This is a genomic window from Bacillus safensis FO-36b (assembly GCF_000691165.1).
Classification (GTDB): Bacteria; Bacillota; Bacilli; order Bacillales; family Bacillaceae; genus Bacillus; species Bacillus safensis.
The window spans coordinates 25,412-45,328 of the sequence record NZ_ASJD01000002.1; the positions used below are offsets into that span (position 1 = coordinate 25,412).

At 41.8% G+C, this 19,917-nt stretch carries 23 protein-coding genes; 11 read left to right on the forward strand and 12 right to left on the reverse strand.

The window, feature by feature from the left end; translation table 11 throughout:
• Window positions 1–2,388: a 3-hydroxyacyl-CoA dehydrogenase/enoyl-CoA hydratase family protein gene (locus tag BA81_RS04610; RefSeq protein ID WP_034280850.1), complete on the reverse strand. Its 2,388-nt coding sequence runs from the start codon at window positions 2,386–2,388 to the stop codon at window positions 1–3.
• Window positions 2,389–2,588: 200 nt separating this feature from the next.
• Between BA81_RS04610 and BA81_RS19150 the strand changes: the two genes are divergently transcribed.
• From BA81_RS19150 to BA81_RS04620, 3 genes are read left to right on the forward strand one after another with little or no spacing between them, the layout of a single operon-like run.
• A complete protein-coding gene (locus BA81_RS19150) occupies window positions 2,589–2,726 on the forward strand; it encodes a YuzL family protein (protein WP_003212904.1) in 138 nt (45 codons plus the stop codon).
• Window positions 2,727–2,752: 26 nt separating this feature from the next.
• Window positions 2,753–3,004 carry a hypothetical protein gene (locus tag BA81_RS04615; RefSeq protein ID WP_048237393.1) on the forward strand — a complete coding sequence of 84 codons (252 nt, stop codon included), beginning with the start codon at window positions 2,753–2,755 and terminating at the stop codon, window positions 3,002–3,004.
• 11 nt (window positions 3,005–3,015) lie between these two features.
• Window positions 3,016–3,363, forward strand: a complete 348-nt coding sequence (locus tag BA81_RS04620) for a spore coat protein (RefSeq protein ID WP_034280852.1) — start codon at window positions 3,016–3,018, stop codon at window positions 3,361–3,363.
• Window positions 3,364–3,396: 33 nt separating this feature from the next.
• Here BA81_RS04620 and BA81_RS04625 read toward each other — a convergent pair whose 3' ends face one another.
• From BA81_RS04625 to BA81_RS04635, 3 genes are all read right to left on the reverse strand, one after another.
• A complete protein-coding gene (locus tag BA81_RS04625; protein ID WP_034280853.1) occupies window positions 3,397–3,648 on the reverse strand; it encodes a YusU family protein in 252 nt (83 codons plus the stop codon).
• A 71-nt stretch (window positions 3,649–3,719) separates the two neighbouring features.
• Entirely contained in the window at window positions 3,720–4,550 is an 831-nt protein-coding gene (locus tag BA81_RS04630) for an ABC transporter ATP-binding protein (protein WP_008347057.1), read from the reverse strand.
• Window positions 4,551–4,696: 146 nt separating this feature from the next.
• Entirely contained in the window at window positions 4,697–5,143 is a 447-nt protein-coding gene (locus BA81_RS04635) for a YusW family protein (protein WP_176544474.1), read from the reverse strand.
• Window positions 5,144–5,256: 113 nt separating this feature from the next.
• Here BA81_RS04635 and BA81_RS04640 point away from each other — a divergent pair, with 113 nt between their 5' ends.
• A complete protein-coding gene (locus tag BA81_RS04640) occupies window positions 5,257–6,099 on the forward strand; it encodes an oxidoreductase (RefSeq protein WP_080701162.1) in 843 nt (280 codons plus the stop codon).
• A 46-nt stretch (window positions 6,100–6,145) separates the two neighbouring features.
• On the opposite strand, the gene BA81_RS04645 is transcribed toward BA81_RS04640, so the two are convergent.
• Window positions 6,146–7,552, reverse strand: a complete 1,407-nt coding sequence (locus BA81_RS04645; protein ID WP_034280859.1) for a S1C family serine protease — start codon at window positions 7,550–7,552, stop codon at window positions 6,146–6,148.
• A gap of 326 nt (window positions 7,553–7,878) precedes the next feature.
• On the opposite strand from BA81_RS04645, the gene cssR reads away from it, so the two are divergent.
• Together cssR and BA81_RS04655 are read left to right on the forward strand one after the other, a co-directional pair.
• Window positions 7,879–8,553, forward strand: a complete 675-nt coding sequence (gene cssR / locus BA81_RS04650) for a two-component system response regulator CssR (protein WP_034280861.1) — start codon at window positions 7,879–7,881, stop codon at window positions 8,551–8,553.
• Window positions 8,550–9,881, forward strand: a complete 1,332-nt coding sequence (locus tag BA81_RS04655; RefSeq protein WP_034280863.1) for a HAMP domain-containing sensor histidine kinase — start codon at window positions 8,550–8,552, stop codon at window positions 9,879–9,881. Before cssR ends, BA81_RS04655 begins: the two co-directional genes overlap by 4 nt.
• Window positions 9,882–9,901: 20 nt before the next feature.
• Here BA81_RS04655 and spxO read toward each other — a convergent pair whose 3' ends face one another.
• Window positions 9,902–10,066 (reverse strand): anti-adapter protein SpxO, encoded by a 165-nt coding sequence (gene spxO, locus BA81_RS19690; RefSeq protein ID WP_003212782.1) that lies wholly within the window; start codon window positions 10,064–10,066, stop codon window positions 9,902–9,904.
• A 192-nt stretch (window positions 10,067–10,258) separates the two neighbouring features.
• On the opposite strand from spxO, the gene BA81_RS04660 reads away from it, so the two are divergent.
• Window positions 10,259–11,137, forward strand: coding sequence for a TetR/AcrR family transcriptional regulator (locus BA81_RS04660; protein WP_034280864.1), 879 nt, complete (start codon window positions 10,259–10,261; stop codon window positions 11,135–11,137).
• 21 nt (window positions 11,138–11,158) lie between these two features.
• Here BA81_RS04660 and BA81_RS04665 read toward each other — a convergent pair whose 3' ends face one another.
• The 3 genes from BA81_RS04665 to BA81_RS19155 all read right to left on the reverse strand — a co-directional run bounded on the left by BA81_RS04665 (window position 11,159) and on the right by BA81_RS19155 (window position 13,270).
• Window positions 11,159–11,464 carry a hypothetical protein gene (locus BA81_RS04665; RefSeq protein ID WP_227001682.1) on the reverse strand — a complete coding sequence of 102 codons (306 nt, stop codon included), beginning with the start codon at window positions 11,462–11,464 and terminating at the stop codon, window positions 11,159–11,161.
• A gap of 154 nt (window positions 11,465–11,618) precedes the next feature.
• Window positions 11,619–13,013 (reverse strand): class II fumarate hydratase, encoded by a 1,395-nt coding sequence (gene fumC, locus BA81_RS04670; protein WP_024423418.1) that lies wholly within the window; start codon window positions 13,011–13,013, stop codon window positions 11,619–11,621.
• A gap of 89 nt (window positions 13,014–13,102) precedes the next feature.
• Window positions 13,103–13,270, reverse strand: coding sequence for a YvzF family protein (locus BA81_RS19155; protein WP_003213147.1), 168 nt, complete (start codon window positions 13,268–13,270; stop codon window positions 13,103–13,105).
• A gap of 112 nt (window positions 13,271–13,382) precedes the next feature.
• On the opposite strand from BA81_RS19155, the gene BA81_RS04675 reads away from it, so the two are divergent.
• From BA81_RS04675 to BA81_RS04690, 4 genes are read left to right on the forward strand one after another with little or no spacing between them, the layout of a single operon-like run.
• Complete coding sequence (locus BA81_RS04675; protein WP_034280868.1) at window positions 13,383–14,807, forward strand: spore germination protein; 1,425 nt, start codon at window positions 13,383–13,385, stop codon at window positions 14,805–14,807.
• Window positions 14,794–15,888, forward strand: a complete 1,095-nt coding sequence (locus BA81_RS04680; protein WP_034280869.1) for a GerAB/ArcD/ProY family transporter — start codon at window positions 14,794–14,796, stop codon at window positions 15,886–15,888. The genes BA81_RS04675 and BA81_RS04680 overlap by 14 nt, the downstream gene beginning before the upstream one ends.
• On the forward strand, window positions 15,885–17,006 hold the full coding sequence (locus BA81_RS04685; protein WP_034280871.1) for a Ger(x)C family spore germination protein: 1,122 nt from the start codon (window positions 15,885–15,887) through the stop codon (window positions 17,004–17,006). Before BA81_RS04680 ends, BA81_RS04685 begins: the two co-directional genes overlap by 4 nt.
• A 37-nt stretch (window positions 17,007–17,043) precedes the next feature.
• On the forward strand, window positions 17,044–17,412 hold the full coding sequence (locus BA81_RS04690; RefSeq protein ID WP_034280872.1) for a hypothetical protein: 369 nt from the start codon (window positions 17,044–17,046) through the stop codon (window positions 17,410–17,412).
• Between the two features lie 42 nt (window positions 17,413–17,454).
• Here the strand turns inward: BA81_RS04690 and liaR are convergent, their stop codons facing one another.
• The 3 genes from liaR to liaF are packed head-to-tail and all read right to left on the reverse strand — an operon-like array spanning window position 17,455 to window position 19,912.
• Complete coding sequence (gene liaR, locus BA81_RS04695) at window positions 17,455–18,090, reverse strand: two-component system response regulator LiaR (protein WP_034280873.1); 636 nt, start codon at window positions 18,088–18,090, stop codon at window positions 17,455–17,457.
• Entirely contained in the window at window positions 18,087–19,151 is a 1,065-nt protein-coding gene (gene liaS, locus BA81_RS04700) for a two-component system sensor histidine kinase LiaS (protein ID WP_034280874.1), read from the reverse strand. Before liaS ends, liaR begins: the two co-directional genes overlap by 4 nt.
• Window positions 19,148–19,912, reverse strand: a complete 765-nt coding sequence (liaF, locus tag BA81_RS04705; RefSeq protein WP_034281438.1) for a cell wall-active antibiotics response protein LiaF — start codon at window positions 19,910–19,912, stop codon at window positions 19,148–19,150. The genes liaS and liaF overlap by 4 nt, the downstream gene beginning before the upstream one ends.
• Window positions 19,913–19,917: the final 5 nt, after the last annotated feature.

Genomic DNA, 19,917 nt, shown 5'->3' on the forward strand with positions numbered 1-19,917 from the left:
TTAGTTACGTAAAGGTTTTCCTTTGACGAGCATGTGCTGCATACGTGCCTGTGATTTCACTTCTCCTACAAGACTTAAAAAGGCTTCTCTTTCAAGCTCTAATAAATATTGCTCCTCTACCTCTGTTCCAAATGGCAGTTTCCCGCCGGAAATGACATGAGCTAATTTTTTTACAATGGTCATGTCATGCTCTGAAATGTATCCAGACAGTCTCATATTTTCAGCAGCCAAAATCATCGCTGCATAGCCTGTTTCTCCCATGACCGGCACCTTTTGCTTGAGCGGCGCACGATAACCGGCTTCATCAAGAGAGAGCACCAGTTGTTTTGCATCATAGATCAGGTGATCCCCGTTCATACTGATCCGGTCGTTCACGCGGAGCATGTTCATATCCCGCGCTTCCTCAGCTGAAGTTGATACTTTTGCCATCGCAATTGTTTCAAATGTTTTCAGCGTGGCATCCTGTATAGCCGTCTGCGACGGCTTCATTGACCCTTGCAGGTGACGAAGATATAACTCTTTGTTTCCGCCGCCTCCTGGAATCAGTCCTACTCCCGCTTCCACAAGTCCCATGTACGTTTCGCTGGACGCCTGTATAGCTGCTGCCGGCAGACAAACTTCTGTTCCGCCTCCTAATGTCATCCCAAACGGTGCGGCTACGACTGGGCGCTCGCTATATTTGACCTTCATCATCGCCTGCTGGAAGCGCCTGATCACAAAGTCAATCTCAAAGAAATTATCGTCCTGTGCTTCCATTAAAATCAGGGCAAGGTTTGCGCCAACACAGAAGTTCTTCCCTTGGTTTCCGATGACAAGCCCTTTATAATTCTTTTCCGTCTCATCAACAGCGCGATTGATCATATCAATGACATCTAGTCCAATGGCATTGCTTTTAGAATGAAATTCGAGCAAGGCGACGTCATCACCAATATCGATCAGGCTCGCACCAGAATTTTTGAAGATAACGTCGTGTTTCTTTTTCAATCTAGCTAAAGAAATATGTTTGTCGTTCCCTTTTTCCTGTTCATAAGCCCCGTTATGATAAAAAGCTCGCTCTCCTTCAGCATTCTCTTGATAGAATGTCTCGTGTCCTTTTGACAGCATGTCTTGCACCCACGCTGGGATGCTGCGGCCTTCTGCTTCCATGCGCTCGGCGGCTTTTTTGACACCAATTGCATCCCACAGCTCAAATGGGCCGTGCTGCCAGCCGAATCCCCATTTCATTGCGTTATCGATGGAAAGAATATCATCCGCAATTTCACCTTTTAGATGAGCTGAATAAAGAAGCACGGGCGCTGTCATATTCCAAAGCAATTGCCCTGCACGGTCATCCTGATAAATAAGCGCTTTCAACTTTGCTTTTGCACCCTTTTGCTGTTTCGCCATCTCAATGCCTGGATCTTTTAGCTTTGTGCGTTCACCATATGTGAGCGTCACTGGGTCAAGCTCTAAAATGACCTTCCCATTTTTTTGATAAAAACCTTGGCCTGCCTTGCTGCCAATCCATCCTTTTTCGAGCATTCTTTCAATAAACTCAGGCAGCTGAAAAATCTCTTTTTCCTTTCCTTCCACCTGTTCATATACGTTTCGTGCCACATGAGAAAACGTGTCGAGCCCCACGACATCAAGTGTACGGAAGGTCGCACTTTTCGGTCTTCCAATGAGGGGTCCTGTGACAGAATCCACTTCTCCGATGGTGTATTTGTTCTCAAGCATTTCACGCACTGTGACAAGAAGTCCATAAGTGCCAATGCGGTTTGCAATAAAGTTCGGTGTGTCCTTTGCTTCAACCACCCCTTTGCCGAGTACATCCTCGCCAAATGTTTTCATAAATGACAGTACTTCTGGATCTGTTTCTTGAATAGGAATGATTTCTAAGAGCTTTAGATAACGAGCTGGGTTAAAAAAATGTGTGCCTAAAAAGTGGCGTTTAAAATCATCTGATCGGCCTTCTGCCATTTTTTCAACTGAAATACCGGATGTATTGCTTGATACGATGCTTCCTTCTTTGCGGTGTTCGTCGATGAGAGAGAATACGTGTTGTTTGATGCTGAGCTTTTCAGTGACGACTTCAATGATCCAGTCAGCATCGTGTAATAAGGAAAGGTGGTCTGTGAGATTTCCCGGTGTGATGTATGATAGGTTTTTTGCTGAAGTAAGAGGTGCTGGCTTTTGCTTTAATAATTTTTTCATCGCTTCTTGACTTAATCGATTCCGAACACTAGGGTGATCAAGCGTCCGCTTTTTCGCCGTTTCTTCCTTTGTCAGTTCATTTGGCACAATATCTAGCAGTGTAACTGGTATCCCAATATTGGCTAAATGTGCAGCAATGCCTGAGCCCATGACACCTGAACCAATGACAGCCGCCTTGCGAATATGTTTGCCCATAAATATCCCCCTAAACTTTTTGAATGAACAGTCATTCATTTTTTTGTCCAAAAAAAAGCAATGCCTCTTTCTTTATCTTAAAAGATTTTCCGAAACAGTTCAATAGCAGATTTCAAAAATTTACACATTCTCGTGTGCCTCCGTTTGCGGCGTATGAATTACAGATGAGAGGGAATTGTAAGAATGGAGGTGATGTCCACATGTCTCGTTTGAAAAAAAACCCATCGAAAGCAGGCGTAAGTGCTGCAAGTGTAAAAGGAAACGCAGGTCCATCACAGGAAGCAGACCTTGGCGGGAAAAAAACCAGTCAAAATCAGCAATATAAAAAGAATCAGTAAGGAAACAAAATCGTAAGGAGGAACACATGTTGAATAATCAGCAAATGAATATGCCCCCAGAAGTCATTTCAGTGAAGGATTCCTTGTACTTAGAGGATATGCTCAACTGGAACTTGATCGCCATGAAAAAGGCTCATTTTATGGCCGAGCATTGCCAGGATCAAACCTTGAAACAAGAATTGAATCAAGTTGGGCAAATGCATCATCAGCATTATACACAAATTCTTCAGCATTTAGGCAGCTCAGGGCAAGGCCAGTCTACTGGCTTTATGCAATAGGAGGAAAAAACATGGAACAGCAAAACCAACAAAAAATCGGGAATCCACAAACTCCGGTTCCCACAACAATCAACATGAACGATCGTGATTTTGTCACAGATCTCTTGTCGACTGAAAAATATATGACAAACGGATACAACACAGCGCTCAATGAATTCAGTCATGAATCTCTTTATCAGGATATTCAGCGAATTGCACTGGAAACACAGAAAACACAAAGACATTTATATGATGTCATGTTCCGATATGGCTGGTATTCTGTTGAAGCCGCTGATCAGCAAAAGCTCCAGCAGGCACACCAGAAATTCCAGCAAACACTGACAGATCAATCGCCGTACGGTTCATCACAAATGTCATAAGAAAAAAACTGCCAGTCTAGTGCTGGCAGTTTTTTAACGGTCTTTATTGGCGCGATGAGCTTCGTTCAACTGTTTGATCCGTTGAATCGTGTGTTTGATTTCTTCTTTTGCTTCTGGATACGTTTCATTGAAATGCTTTGCTAGCGGCGGCATGCTTTTTGCAATATGAGAGTAGATCACCCACTGTTTCACATCTTGTTTCAGCTCGTCTGTTGATTCACCGAGCAGCAGCTCTGTATATTTATCAAGCAAGCCTTTCAGCTTTTCATCTAATTCATTTCCCATTGATATTCCGCTCCTTTTTCAGAAAAAAGCCTGACTCTGTGAGATACAGATGTCAGGCTTTTGACATACGATTATCTTGCAGCAAGAAATGTTTCAGCTTGCGCTTGCTGCACAATACAGCGTCCTCTACCGTGCGGAATACATAATGGTGTTCCAAATAAAGGATCTGTTGTCACTTGGCAATTCATATCAAAGACATTTTTCACGAGATCACAATTAATCACTGTTTCTGGTCTGCCTTCTGCATAGATTGACTTGTCTTTAATCGCCACAAGATGATGAGCATATCTGCATGCAAGATTGAGGTCATGAAGAACCATCACAATTGTGCGCTGCTCTTTCTCATTTAAATCAAACAGAAGGTCCAAAATTTCGATTTGATGTGTCATGTCTAAATATGTCGTCGGCTCATCTAACAAAATAATATCGGTCTCTTGGGCCAGCGTCATCGCAATCCATGCACGCTGCCTCTGCCCACCTGATAATGAATCAACGGTCCGGTCAGCAAGGTCTTCCATCTTTGTTGACTTTAATGCGCGGTTCACTGCTTCTTCATCTTGCTTCGACCACTGCTTCAGCCAATTTTGATAAGGATATCTGCCTTGCTTCACTAACTGATGCACGGTTAATCCTTCTGGCGCTTCTGGTCCTTGTGGAAGAATGGCGAGTTGTTTCGCTACTTCTTTTGTAGGTAATTTTGCAATGGAATGACCTTCAAGCAGGACAGAACCACCCATTGGCTTCATGAGACGGGCCAAAGAGCGAAGTAGCGTGGATTTACCGCATCCATTACTGCCAATAAATACTGTGATTTCACCCTTAGGGATTGATACATTTAGTTCATCGATGATCATTGTTTCTCCGTAGCCTAAGCTTAAACCTTCAGTAGAAATGGCACTCATTCCGCTCAAACGCTCCTTTTCTCATCCAAATTTTTATATGAAATATCGTCTATGTACAGACGTAAAAGATCACTTATCTCAATTTAGTGTATCAGATTTAAGTGATCTTGAAAATCATTTTCAATTAAAAAATGAGAAACTCTCGTTTATTTCTTCCTTTGGAATGTACGTTTGGTCCCATCTTCTAGCTTCAGATCGATCTGTATCCGCTGATAATCATCATCTAAATTAAAAGCAGCTAATAGTTCCTTTACATACACTTCATTGATCTTTTCACTAGGAATCGACATATCATTCAGCTTCATCTTCATTTCGCGCAAGGCTTCTTCTCCTTCATAGCGGACACCATTCATATGATCACGAATGATCGCCTCCTCTTTGCCTCTTGCCTGACGATAAGTCGCTTCGTATAATTCGTTTTTCTGTCCATATTGTACATGCAGATGCACATGCTGAAATGGCAGTTCCTTCATTTGAACAGCTGACAGACTTTCTGCTTCTGCTTCATGTGTTTGTTGTAACGGTTCAACTGATTGACAGCCGGACAGCATAAAGAGCAGCACTCCTATTCGTCCCGCCTTCTTCCAACACATCATGTGTTTCCTCCTATTTCACAGCATCGCTTTTTATTCTTCTCCAAGCTCCTTTTCGTTATTCAATAAAACATCGCACTATGATAAATTGAAACAAAAAGGAGAATGGGATGATGAAAAGAACAGCCATTGTAACTGGTGCCAATAGCGGCTTTGGCAAGCTCATCACGATGCGTCTCGCCAAGCGGGGCTATACAGTGATTGCCGGCGTCAGACAGGAAACCAATGCCAAAAAGCTCGCTGAAGAAATTGATCAAGACTCTTTATCTGGCATGATACATATTGAAGCGTTAGATGTGACCGATACGCAGTCGATTCAAGCATTTCAGAAGAAGCTTCATGCCTATGCACCCATTACCCTGCTTGTGAACAATGCGGGAACAGCCTTTGCTGGTTTTGCGGAGGAGGTTCCTGTCGACACGTACCGCCAGCAATTTGAAGTGAATGTCTTCGGTGTGATGGAAATGACCCAAGCAGTGCTGCCGTTTATGACGAGTGGTGCAAAGATTTTCAATATGAGCAGCATCAGCGGGTTAATGGGGATGCCTGCACTTTCTCCATATGTATCGTCTAAGTTTGCGTTGGAAGGCTATACAGAAAGCTTGCGGATTGAACTGGCTTCGTTCGGTATACAGGCGGCCTTGATCGAGCCGGGCTCTTTCCAGACGAATATTTGGAACACCTCCATGAACGAGCAAATGATTCAGCCAGCAGAAGGATCGAAATACACAAAGCTCTATCTAAAGATGATGGCCCATATTGATGCCCAGAAATCCAACTATGGAGACCCTGGTGAAGTGGCGGAGCTTGTTGTACGATTAGCAGAAAAGAAGCGGCTGAAACGGCTGAGATATCTTGTTGGAAAAGGCGTACGGCTTTCATTCACAGCAAAGCAGCTTCTGCCTTGGAACATGTGGGAACACATCATTCTACGGACACTCTCTTCAAAAAAATAAGCACAAAAAAACAGGCGGACATGTTGACATCCACCTGTTTTTTTATTTATTCACTATCTGATTGTCCAAGGGTAATATCTAGATTTTTGTTCTTTCCTTCACGGATGACAGTCATTGTGGTTTTATCGCCGACTTTTGTTTCTTTGTAAAGAATTTCTTTCAGCTGAGAGCTGTTCACTACGTCTTTCCCTTTGAACTTGATGATGACATCTCCAGATTTCAAGCCTGCTTTTTGTGCAGGTGAACCTTTTGAAACATCCTTTACGTAAATGCCTTTGCCGATTTGTTTATCAAATAAGCCGAGCGTATTTTCCTGATATGTCTCAGGCACTTGCTCAAGGTCAATCATTTGTACGCCAAGGTATGGACGTTCAACTTTTCCATTTTTCAACAGCTCATCTACAATCGGTTTGACATCGTTACTTGGGATCGCAAATCCGAGTGATTCCACACCGCTTTCGCTGATTTTCAAGCTGTTGATGCCAATGACTTGACCGTCAGTATTGATCAGTGGCCCCCCGCTGTTTCCTGGGTTAATCGCTGCATCTGTTTGCAGCACATTCATCTCCACCGTACCAGATGACGTATTTGCTTCTACAGTACGATCAAGACCACTAATAATTCCTTCTGTCACAGTACCTGAGAACTGTGCACCGAGCGGATTCCCAATGGCAATGACTTTATCTCCAGCACGAAGCTTAGAAGAATCACCAAAGCTCGCCACTTTATCAATACCGTCTGCGTTCATTTCAACAACGGCTAAATCTGTCATGACATCACTGCCGACAAGCTTTGCGTCTTTCGTTTTTCCATCATAAAGGGTGACCTTGATTTTATTGGCACCTTCGACAACATGGTTATTTGTAATAATGTACGCTTTTTTGCCATCTTTTTTGAAGATGACACCAGAGCCTGTTCCAGCTTCAGCTTCTGTTTGATCACCGCTCAGGCCAAACGAATTTTGTGTAGATTGATAGTTTGAGACCCCAACAATGGTTGGCTCTAAATCTTCTACCATATCAGCCACATTTGTGGCATTGGTGATTTGTTTTGTCGAGAAATTATCTGAGGCTGCCGGCTCGCTTGATGCTGTCTGCGTTTGCGTGTTGGCAGCTGTATCCTGTGACTGCGGCAAAAGCGGTGTAATGCCAAGTACAAGACCCCCGCCAATAATTCCTCCAAGAATCGGGCTCAGCCATGCCGCCTTCCGCTTTTTCTCTTTTTTCGACGCACGGTCATCCACCATTTGAGGAGAATGATTTGTCACACTCTCCTGAGTGGCAGATGCTTCGTTTTCATGCTGATGAAAAACAAGTTCCTTCTCTTTTTCTGGTGCGTCTATTTGTTTCTCATTCTCTGGATAGGTATCTTTTTGCTGATTCATTTCATTGTCTTGATTCGCGTTTTCATGATGATTCATCTTATTCTCTTCATCTTCTCTTCGGAAATCCATCGCTTGCACTCCTTTACATCATGTTTCATTCATATGTCTAGATAGGACTCAGGTCCTCTTAATGGAAAGATCATTGAAAAATACTTTATGGCAATATGTCAAATTATATAATACTTATTCATAGAAAAAAAGCAAGGTGCGCACATTGATGAAAAGCACCTATTCACCCGCCTTTTGTCTATGCCCTTTTTTCCCTTGACCTTATCATAATCAAACATTATGGGATAATGATGAGAAGAATATGTGAAATTGTGAAAAAAGCGTGTGATTGTTGACATGCCGCCTTCGTATCCCGTTATAATGACGTTGAGAGGATGTGGAAGACTTTGTCGTACACCATTTATTTAGTTGAAGATGAACAAAATTTAAATGAACTGTTAACCAAATATTTAGAGAGTGAAGGTTGGAATGTCTCCTCTTTTTTAACCGGAGAAGCGGCACGCGAGGCAATGAACAAGCCGCCGCATCTATGGATTTTAGATATCATGCTGCCTGATACAGACGGCTATACCCTCATAAAAGAAATTAAAGCCGCATCACCTGACGTACCGGTCATTTTCATTTCAGCCCGGGATGCAGATATCGACCGTGTCCTCGGTTTAGAGCTGGGAAGCAGTGATTATATTGCGAAGCCGTTTCTTCCGCGTGAGCTGATCATTCGGGTTCAAAAGCTGCTGGAGCTTGTGTATAAAAACAGCGATACACCGCAGCAAAGCGTCACTTCAGTTTCTTCTTATGTCATTCATGAGGATGTAAGAGAGGTCTATGAAGAGGGACAGCTCATTAACTTAACTTCTAAGGAATTTGACTTGCTGCTTTTATTTACACATCACCAGGGACATGCTTTTTCTCGTGAAGATATCCTCGTCAAGATTTGGGGACACGATTACTTCGGGACAGATCGTGTGGTGGATGACCTTGTCAGACGGCTGCGCAAAAAAATGCCCGACTTAAAGGTCGAGACCATCTATGGATTTGGCTATAGGATGCTTAAAGGATGAAGAACAAACCGCTCGCTTTTCAAATTTGGGTCGTGATCTCTGGCATTTTGCTCACCATTTCCATTGTCCTGATTATTCTATTTTCCAATACATTACGTGACTTCTTCACAAATGAAATTTATAAAAATATTGAAAATGAACAGCAAGTGCTGACAGAATATCCATTGAACCGAGACGGCTCGCCAAAATCGACACCGGAAAACCGCTCCGTGCAGCACATTTTGATCCCATCAGATGAATTAGATCAAATGGCGCAGTTTTTTCCGCATGCTTTTATTGAGAAAATCCAATCGTTTGTGAAAAAACAAAAAAGCGCAACGAAACGGTATTCTGAAGAGGTGAACGGCCAGCATATCTTCTTTGTCATCAAAAAGGTATCATCAGGCAATACACAATATATTCTTCTGTCCTATGCACCAGATTCTTATCGAGATGACCTGTCCTTTACCCTGTTTAAACAGCTGATCTTTATCTTAGGCACCGTTATTTTACTAAGCTGGATTCCATCGATTTGGCTTGCTCGCTATTTATCCCGACCAATCGTTGCGTTTGAAAAGCACGTCAAACGGATTGCACAAGAGGACTGGGACGATCCTGTCATCGTTGACCGGCAAGATGAAATTGGCAAACTTGGTCATACCATTGAAGAAATGAGACAAAAACTCATTCAAAAAGATGAAACAGAACGGACACTTTTGCAGAATATTTCACATGACTTAAAGACACCTGTCATGGTCATCCGCGGCTACACTCAGTCCATTAAAGATGGTATTTTTCCTAAGGGAGATCTTGAACAAACGGTGGAAGTCATTGAAGGTGAAGCGGAAAAGCTTGAGAAGAAAATCAAGGATCTGCTGTACTTAACAAAGCTTGATTATTTATCAAAACAACATCCCGCACATTCTTCCTTCCTACTCAGTAATACGATGCTGGAAGTGGTCGACCGAATACGCTGGTCGAAAAATGAATTGCAGTGGAACGTGGACTTAGATGATGAGGCTGCTCTTGAAGGCGATCCAGAACAATGGAGTAAATTATTTGAGAATGTACTAGAAAATCAACTTCGGTACGCAAAAAGTAAGATTGATATTCAGATGAAACAGGAAGAGGATCAAATCCGCATTGTCATTCGTAATGACGGTCCTCCAATTGAAGAACATATGCTGTCCAACCTATACGAGCCTTTTAGTAAGGGAAAAAAGGGCGAATTCGGTATTGGATTAAGCATTGTCAAAAGAATTCTTTCAATGCATCAAGCGTCCATATCAATTGAAAATGATGATCTAGGTGTACGTTATACAATTATGGTTCCAAAGAAGAGACTGTAGGTTTTTGACCGCAGTCTTTTTTAGATGAATGAATACCCATTGAAATCACGGTATGTGGCTTTGATCTTTTTGCCAGCTTGATACATCCATTTCTTTTCAATGGTTGTCTCTTTCGGCATTTTGACTTTTTCTACTTGAATCCCTTTTGTTCGCAGGCGTCTAATCATATCATCGATTTCTCTCATGGAACATCATCCTTTCACATATTTTGACCAGTTGGTCACCTTACTTTATAATATAAAGAATTACACTGTAAAAAACAAGTTACAATCTGATTAATTTTTGAAAACTTTCGTCGTTTATGACCGATAAGTCACATCTCTTTGCGCACGTTTCCTAAGACATTTGTCTCTCGGTAAGAAAGGATGACATTCATTTTGAAAAAGAAAGAAAAAATGATCATTGAGGCTGGCATGAAATTATTTGCCAGCAAAGGCTATAACACAACGTCTGTTCAGGAAATTGCAGATGAATGCCACATGTCAAAGGGCGCTTTTTATCTTTATTTTAAATCAAAGGAAGCACTGCTCATTTCGATCCTTCATTACTATTACGATAAGGTATTTACCCGGATTCATGAGGTTCAAACAGAGGGCGGCACACCAAAAGAAGCCTACCGCAAACAGCTCACTGTCTATTACGATAATATTTTGCAGCAAAAGGATTTTATTAAAATGCAGCTGAGCGACAGGGCGCTTCCATTGAATGAAGAAACGCAGCAGCTCGCAAAACAAATTAGGCTTGCAACCATCCAGCTTCACATCGATAACATTAAACAAGTGTATGGAGACGCTGCTATTCCATATATGGCTGATTTATGTTTGACGATTGAGGGCATGAGCCACGTTTATTTCGAGCTTGCCATTTTATATGATTTTCAGCTGGAAGCAGAAGAGCTTGCCAAAACCATGATTCATCGTATCGATGATTTGATGGGCGGTATGATGAAGCGAAATGATCTTCCTCTCATTTCTGTAGATCAAGCGAGCGATTGGTTTGGTCCAATTTATGAACGGTCATTCGATCCGCTCACAGAATCTCTTTTAAAGGAATTAAGAGAGATTGCTGAAGCACACTATGAAGTGAAAGACGAGCCTGAGTTATTTGAAGCGCTTGGCATCCTGGAAAATGAATTAAACAAACAAAAACCAAGACAAGTCATCGTGAAAGGCATGCTGTACCAATTGAAATTATATGCGCCGCTTCAAACCAATTCTGATTCACTTTTGCGTATTTTGAAAGAGGATCATTTGTAAAACCCAGGGGATGCCCTGGGTTTATTGTTGTGATAAAAAATCAAAATCCTTATGTGTCAGTTCAGGAAGTTTGCTGGCTTGAACTCTATTTAGTAAGTCATCTACATATCTTTGAACAGCAAGCATGTCACAAGGAAAATCAAATTCAAATTCTTCCTCTATCGACAGTGTGTCCATACAATACGAACAGGTTGGTTTAAAGCCTAGCTTATCGTTATTGAAACTTAGAACATCTTCATACGACTCTTCTGACAGCTCAAAATGAGAGATCAAAAATATATCAATATGATTCACACCCTCGGGCCGTCTTTGATCAATATATAACAAAAAAGCTGACTCCTCCGTATCTGGGGACATTACTTGAAAGAATTCAACATCACGTGTCCGCAGCCATCTAATAAATCTTGTCTTTATTGTTCTCACAACTATTCACCTCAAATATCTTCCCACATAAAAACCAGGGGCAGCTGCCCCTGGTTTCTTATTTTGCTTTCGGTGTCACCATTTCCTCTGGTTTCACAAATTGCTCGAACTGCTCTTCAGTTAACAGCTCTAATTGAAGTGCTGCTTCTTTTAGTGTTAATCCTTCTTTGTGCGCAAGCTTCGCAATTTTCGCTGCATTTTCATATCCGATGTGCGGGTTTAGTGCCGTCACAAGCATCAATGAATTGTTCAAGTTTTTCTCAATCGTTTCAAGGTTTGGTTCGATTCCAACTGCACACTTGTCATGGAATGAGTTCATGCCATCAGCAAGTAGTTCAACTGATTGCAGGAAGTTATAAATGATGACTGGCTTAAATACGTTCAGCTCAAAGTTTCCTTGGCTTGCCGCAAAACCGATTGTGGCATCATTCCCCATGATTTGCGCTGCAATCATAGTTAATGCTTCACTTTGGGTTGGGTTAACTTTTCCTGGCATAATGGAGCTTCCCGGCTCATTTTCAGGAATGATCAATTCGCCAATTCCGCAGCGAGGACCACTTGCAAGCCATCTTACATCATTGGCAATTTTCATTAAATCAGCTGCAAGTGCTTTTAAGGCACCATGTGCATACGTAATTTCATCATGGCTTGTCAGCGCATGGAATTTGTTTGGTGAAGAATTGAAAGTTTGACCTGTCAGCTGGCTGATTTCCTCAGCAACATATTGACCGAACTCAGGATGTGCGTTAATTCCTGTACCAACAGCAGTTCCGCCAATGGCTAATTCTCTCATTTTTTCAGTTGATTCTAGAATCATTTCTTTTGAACGATCCAGCATGTATACCCAGCCGCTAATCTCTTGGCCAACTGTCAGCGGTGTTGCATCCTGCAAGTGCGTACGGCCGATTTTCACAATCTCTTGATACGCTTTTGCTTTCTCATCAAGAGTTGTTCTTAACTGGTCAATTGCAGGCAGCAATTTTTTGTACACAGCTAAAACAGCTGCCACGTGCATAGCCGTTGGGAATGTATCATTTGAGCTTTGGCTGCGGTTAACGTCATCATTCGGGTGAATGCTGAACTCGCTATTTTTATCTTTCAAGTAAGCAGTTGCTCTGTTTGCAACGACTTCGTTCATGTTCATGTTACTTTGTGTTCCACTGCCTGTCTGCCAAACAACAAGCGGGAAATGCTCGTCATACTTTCCGCTGATGATATCATCACATACAGCAGCAATTGCTTCTGCTTTTTCGCTTTCAAGGTTGCCAAGTCGTTCGTTCGCAATCGCTGTGCTACGTTTCAAAATTGCAAACGCATTCACAACTTCCTTTGGCATTTTCTCAGAACCGATTTTGAAATTTTCTTTGCTTCGTTGTGTTTGTGCACCCCAGAACTTGTCCTTTGGCACTTTGATTTCGCCCATTGTATCTTTTTCGATTCTAAATTCCGTCATTATGTATCCCTCCATAGCTTCTCATCACTCAACTCTATTCTATACAAAAAACGAAAATCCTTTAAGCGTTTTCAATTAAAATTTTATCTTTATTTTAATTTTAGTTCAATATAAACGCGAACATCCTTCGAATATTTGTATTTTGGGTTCGTTTTTCCGTAATCCTTTGATGTATAGGTCACCTCATAATGCTTGTCAAACGACTGTAGAATACGGTCGATCTCCTCTTTTGTTCCTGCTAAACGAATCTGTGCCATCTTGTTTCCTCCAAAACCCTCATTCTTTCTTTTACCACAAAATAATGTAACACAGAATATTGTTTTTTCAAGCAGGTAATGCTAAGAAAAAGATTTGAGGCGGGTGATCCAAATGAATCAAACTCCATTAAAAGAGCACTTATACGATAATCTCTCCGTCATCCTTCCGCAATTAAAAGAAATGGACGATTTGGTCCATGAGAAAAAAACACTGCCTCACGGACAGGTGGTTTACTATTTATACATAAAAGAAATGAACGAAACGATGGAGATTCAAACCTTTTTAAAGCTGCTTCTCCAAGATCATACGTCTCTCACAAAAGAGAAGCTGGAATCCAATTTATCGATGATGACCACCCGTTCTGTGAAGACCACCGAGGAATTGGTCGATGCGATTTTTGAAGGGCATTGTGTGGTACTGATTAACGGATTTCAGCATGCGTATATTTTAGAAACGCATGGAACGAAGAAACGCAGTATAGGTGATGCTACCTCTGAAACAATTGTGAGAGGCCCGAAAATTGGCTTTATTGAAGATTTAGATACGAACTTAGCTCTTGTGAGGCAGCGCTTGAAAAACCCCAATCTTAAAACCGTCGACATGAAAATTGGTCAAAAAAAGTACACCCAAGTGACCATCATGTACATTGACGGTATGGCTCAATCGTCTGTTTTAAAAGAAGTGAAAAAAAGGCTCAAACAGGTCACGATTGATGATATACAAGATTCTGGTGTTCTTGAGGAACTGATTGAGGACAATGTGTACTCGCCTTTCCCGCAAATCCAAAACACAGAACGGCCGGATAAAGTGGCATCTGCTTTAAATAATGGACGTGTCGCCATTTTTGTTGATCATTCACCTTTTGTGTTAATTGTACCTGCTTCTCTCGCGACGATTATGCAATCACCTGATGATTATTATGAAAGGTGGATCGCCGCCTCTCTCATTCGTATGCTGCGGTTTACCTCTATCTTTCTGACATTATTTTTATCAGCCATTTATATTGCGCTTGTGTCCTTCCATCAAGGACTTTTACCAACAACACTGGCTATTTCGATCTCAAGTACAAGAGAAAATGTCCCCTTTCCGCCTATTGTGGAGGCACTCATCATGGAGATAACGATTGAGCTGCTGCGGGAAGCTGGTTTAAGGCTGCCAAATCCGCTCGGTCAAACGATTGGACTTGTAGGCGGAGTCGTCATTGGGCAGGCGGCCGTTCAGGCTCATATTGTGAGCTCGATTATGGTGATTATCGTCAGTGTGATTGCCCTTGCTTCCTTTACTGTGCCTCAATACGGGATGGGCATGTCGTTCCGCGTGCTCCGCTTTGTGTCCATGTTTACGGCAGCTACCTTGGGTTTATATGGGATTGTGCTGTTCATGCTCGTTCTCCTTACCCATTTAACACGGCAAAAAAGTTTTGGTACGCCTTATTTTTCGCCAGACTTTGTGTTCAGCTATAAAAATGAAGACAATTCCATCATTCGATTGCCTTTGAAAAATCAAAAGAAAGGAGAACGATATGGTCAATCATAAAGAGTCGATCACCAGCTATCAGGCAAGTGCCATTATTGCCAATACAACATTAGGTGCAAGTATGATGATTCTGCCCAGAGCAATGGCACAGGCTGCAACTACACCTGATGGCTGGATTGCACTCTTACTCATGAGCGTCATTTACATTGTATTTATTTTTGTGAATGTCCTTATGATGAAAAAAGTCCCCTTCTCCTCTTACTATGATTATACAAATGAGGGGCTTGGAAAGTGGATTGGTGCTCTTGCTAACCTGCTCATTATTGTTTATTTTCTTGGCGTTGCCAGCTATGAAGTACGGGCTATGTCAGAAATGGTGAAGTTCTTTCTGCTTCAAAACACACCTGTAGCGGTGACAATGATCAGCTTTATTTTGGTTGGTCTTTATCTCGTAGTCGGCGGGATTGGTGATTTTGCCAGACTGTGCCCTTTTTTCCTCATTGTGACCTTGATTATCTTATTTGTTGCATATGGACTCAGTGTTCAAGAATTTAAGTTAGATAACCTCCGGCCTGTTTTAGGAGAGGGATTCTCCCCTGTCTTCAAATCCCTTAACGCATCAGCCATTTCGTTTGTCGGCATTGAAATGATGCTGTTTATGCCTGTCTATATGAACACGCAAAAACACACCTTTGCTTATGGCGCAATCGGCTTTTTGATTCCTGCGATCATTTATATATTCACCTATATTCTTGTCGTTGGTGCGTTCACTGTGAAAGAAACTGCGACGTTGACTTGGCCGACGATTGCTTTATTTCAATCGTTCGATATACAGGGGATTTTTATTGAGCGAATTGAATCTTTTTTGCTTATCGTTTGGCTTGTTCAGCTTTATACGAGCTTTGTAGGATATACGTTTTTTGCTGCAATGGGGGTATCCAAACTAACAAAATTACCCAAAAAAGTCGTACTCACGTTGATGGGAATTGTCATCTACTTTGCCGCCGTTTTCCCAAAGGATGTTGATACAGTGCGTGATTATCTAACCTATGTGAACCATTTATTTTTCCTTTTATTCGGCATCCTCCCGTTTCTCTTATTTATCATCGTGTTTTTTAAAAGGAGGCGGAAAGCAGCATGAAAAAAAAGGCGGCCTTTGCATACCTGGCCCTTGTTCTATTAAGTGGATGCTGGGATAGTACCAATATTGAGGAGCTCAACATGGCGATTGGTTTTGGCTTAGATAAAGGAGATGACGGTCATAAGCTTAAAATATCTATGCAAGTCCTTGTTCCTCAAAAAATTGAGCAAGAATCCAGCGTAAAAGACCCAACAAAGATTATTGAAACTAGTGGTGATTCCGTACATCAAATATTCCGAACAACAACGCTCAAGAGTCACCGGATTTTCGCCCAGCAGCTGAGGGTGTATTTATTTTCTGAGGAGCTCATCAATGAGAATAATTTCGACCTCGTCATTAATCAATTTATTCGCGACAATGAAACACGGAGAGGAAGCCTTGTCTTTATGACTTCTGAGAAGCCTGGGGACTTGCTGAAAATCAATGACGATGGACAGCCAGCTTCTTCTACATTATATGATATTTCTAGGAATACTAAATCGACTATACGTATGCTCAAGCCCGCTTCATTAGGAGATATTTCTTCTGCTATGCAAAACAACGTATCTTTTGCTGTTCCGAAAGTCGGTGTGGATCAAGGGAAATTAATGCTGGACGGAGCCTCTATTATAAAGAACAGACGATTTCTCACCAACATCTCTCCGTTAGCCGTGCAGTCGTATAACCTGTTGACTGGAGACGGAGAAGGCGGAGTCATTGAATTTGAATATGATCACAGCATCTATTCTTTTGAGATTTTTAAACTGAAACACAACATTGAAACAAATAAAACAGCCAGCGGAAAATATCAATTTAATGTGTCAGTGGCGCTTGAAGGAAGATTATCTGAGGATTGGAATGAGCGGGAAAATGCATTTAATGAAAAGTATCTCCAAGAGATTGAAGGTGTTGTGGAGCGTCGATTAGAGAAAAACGTAAAAGATTTCATTGGGGAATTACAGCATGAGATCAAAGCAGATATTTGCGGGTTTTATCAAAAAGCGGGTATTGCGTATCCGAAGGACTTTCGAAAAGAAGCGAAGCATTGGGATGAAATATTTAGTGAATCGGACATTCGTTACAAAGCAAATGTGAAAATCCGTGACTTCGGGACTAAGGGCGCAACACAATCTTTATAGAGTATGTTAAAATGGTAAGAAAAAAAGGGTGTCAATCATGAAACGAGCTTTACTTTCGGCCGGCATTCTATTTTTGATTCTAGGGATACTTCTGTTAATCGTTGTATTCACGCAATCAAAAGAAGATTTCTTCATTGAAGCCGACAGCTTTTCAAGCACATTTTTGATCGTGGTTTATTATGGACAAACCCCTGCGCTCCTTCTGTTGGGAGGCGGATTATTCGTCGGACTTTCACAGATCATTGATTTGCAGGAAAAAAAAGCGGCAGCAGCAAAGGAGAGCGTAAAGCTTTTATCCGAAATGAAGAAAACCCTGGAAGAAAAACCGGCCAAGGAGCAGGAGGCTTTTCCAGTTCCTGAGCTCCATCAACTATCCGAACGTCCGATCACAGGACAGAAGGACTAATTTTACGCATGTTCTAGCAGCTTTCACTTGAAAGCTGTTTTTTTATTGAATCAGCTTATGACGGTGCGCATACACAGCCGCCTGCGTTCGATCTTCCACATCAAGTTTGGAAAGAATGTTGGTAATATGGGTCTTCACCGTTTTAATTGTAATAAATAATTCCTCGGCAATGACCTTATTCGATTTCCCATCCGCAATCAGCTTCAAGATCTCCATTTCTCTTGCCGTTAATGAATCGTGAAGGATGGACCCATTTGATGAATGACGGATTTTATTCATGCCCTTCCCAGCCACTTTTGATTCAAGTCTTGGTTCGCCGATACTTGCAGATCTGATGGCATCAGCAATTTCTCCTGCCTTGGATGTTTTTAATAAATAGCTTAAAGCACCCGCCTCAATCACTGGATAGACTTTATCATCGTCAATAAAGCTCGTCAGAACGATAATCTTGGCATCTTCAATTTCCTGACAAATTCTTTTCGTTGCTTCGATGCCATCCATCCCCTCCATGACAAGATCCATTAAAATCACATCTGGCTTTAATTCAACGGCTAGCTCTACACCTTTTTGTCCATCTGACGCTTCACCAATGACTTCAATATCAGCCTGCGCCTCTAAAAAGGCCGCAAGACCCATTCTCACCATTTCGTGATCGTCGATTAAAAGCACTCGAATCATCGAACGTTCTCTCCTTTTCCTTCATCAAAAATGGGAACCTTCACATCAATTTGTGTGCCTTTTCCCTCAAATGACATAATCTCTGCGACACCGCCTACTTCACTTGTTCTCTCTCGAATCGATTCAAGTCCGTAGGAGGCTGTCTTCACATGGTCTGTTTGAAAGCCGATACCATTATCAATAATCTTTAGCTGCACTTGCCGGTTTCTTATGAGCAGGCGCACAGTTACCTTTGTCGCCTTTGCATGCCTAAATACATTAGACAGGGCTTCTTGCACAATTCGGAAGAGGTGGTCCTCTACTCCTTTAGATAACGGAACATCATCTTCGATTTCCCAATCAATATCAATCGGCTGCTTTGCTTGAAATTCATTTAGCAGCTCAATTAAGCCTTTTTTCAGGTCTTTTCCTTCTAGCGTGATCGGTCTTAGGTGAAGCAGAAGAGCACGCATCTCATTTTGTGCATCGCCAGCCATTCGTTCGACAAGCTGCATTTGCTTTAATATCTTTTCGTCCTTTTCCTTCATGCCTTCAAGAATAGCTGAAGTCATCATCGAAATCGCAAATAACTGCTGACTGACCGCATCATGGAGCTCTCGTGCAAGCCGCTGCCGCTCTTCTGAGACGACCGATTTCTTCATTTGAACCTGCCATTCAGCCCGTTCATTTGAAAGCTTTTGCAAAGAGGCTACTTGCCCTTCCACCCGCTTCGCCATTTCATTTAATTGATCGGCGGCTAAGCCAATTTCATCGTCGCCAAGAGACGGCAGTCTGTATGCAAAGTTTCCATTTTCAAATTTCAAAATCGACTCTACAAGCTGATCGAGTCGCTTCTTATGCTGATAGCCAAATACACTCCCGGCAGAAATCCCAATCGCAAGACTAACGATGAGTAAAATACAAAAAAACGGTATGCCAAACCAGCGGGTAGAAAGCAGAATCATCGGATCAAGCTGATAATAAAAAAACATCGGCAGTGTCGTCATCGTCACAACACCGAGCGAGATACCGACGCCAAGACGAACAGATTGCCACTGGAGGCCTAAATGGAATTTCCTCATAAGTATCTCACATCCACATCTCCGATCAATAGAGAGATGGAGATTTTCACTTTTCGTTTGCTCTCATCGTAATCGTTGGTCATCACGTACACTTTACTGCCGAACCCGCTTCTTTTTTCATCTATGATTTTCATATCACCAATCGCGGCGGAAGCACTCACACATACTTCAATATCCTGCGGTACGTAAATATCCACATCTCCGATCAGCCCGCTAATCACGATCGTACTCTCTTCTTCTGCGATGATCGCCTTTGATAAATCGATTTTAACATCGCCAATAAAACCTGAAATCGTCAAATCACTTAATTGAAACGGCTTTTTCATCAGCCTGACTTCACCGATAAAAAAGTCATGCTCTTTGCGCGGCTTTGTCTGGCTTTTTGTTTTTTTCTGATCGTCCTTTTTTTCAAGATTGACTTTCAATGAAGGCTTCCCGTCGTCTGATGTTTCTTTTTTATCGACATCAAAAACAGGTTTATTTTTCAATAAGCGATAGCCGGCATAAATCAAAAAGGCCGCAAATAAGTAACCTGTTAAACTAAATGTAATATTGAGCAGAAATTTTAAGAAGAGAAAGCCGGCAAAAATATAGGAAACTGAACCGAGCCAACGTTTGGATCGTGAGTGCAGCCAATAACCTGCCAGCGCAAAAAACACAGGCCAAAACAAATCTGCTCCGATCCCAATAATTTTGAGAAATAAATTAATACCAAATATCACGACAATGATGCCTAAAATTTGATTCCTTGTAAAACGCAGTTGAC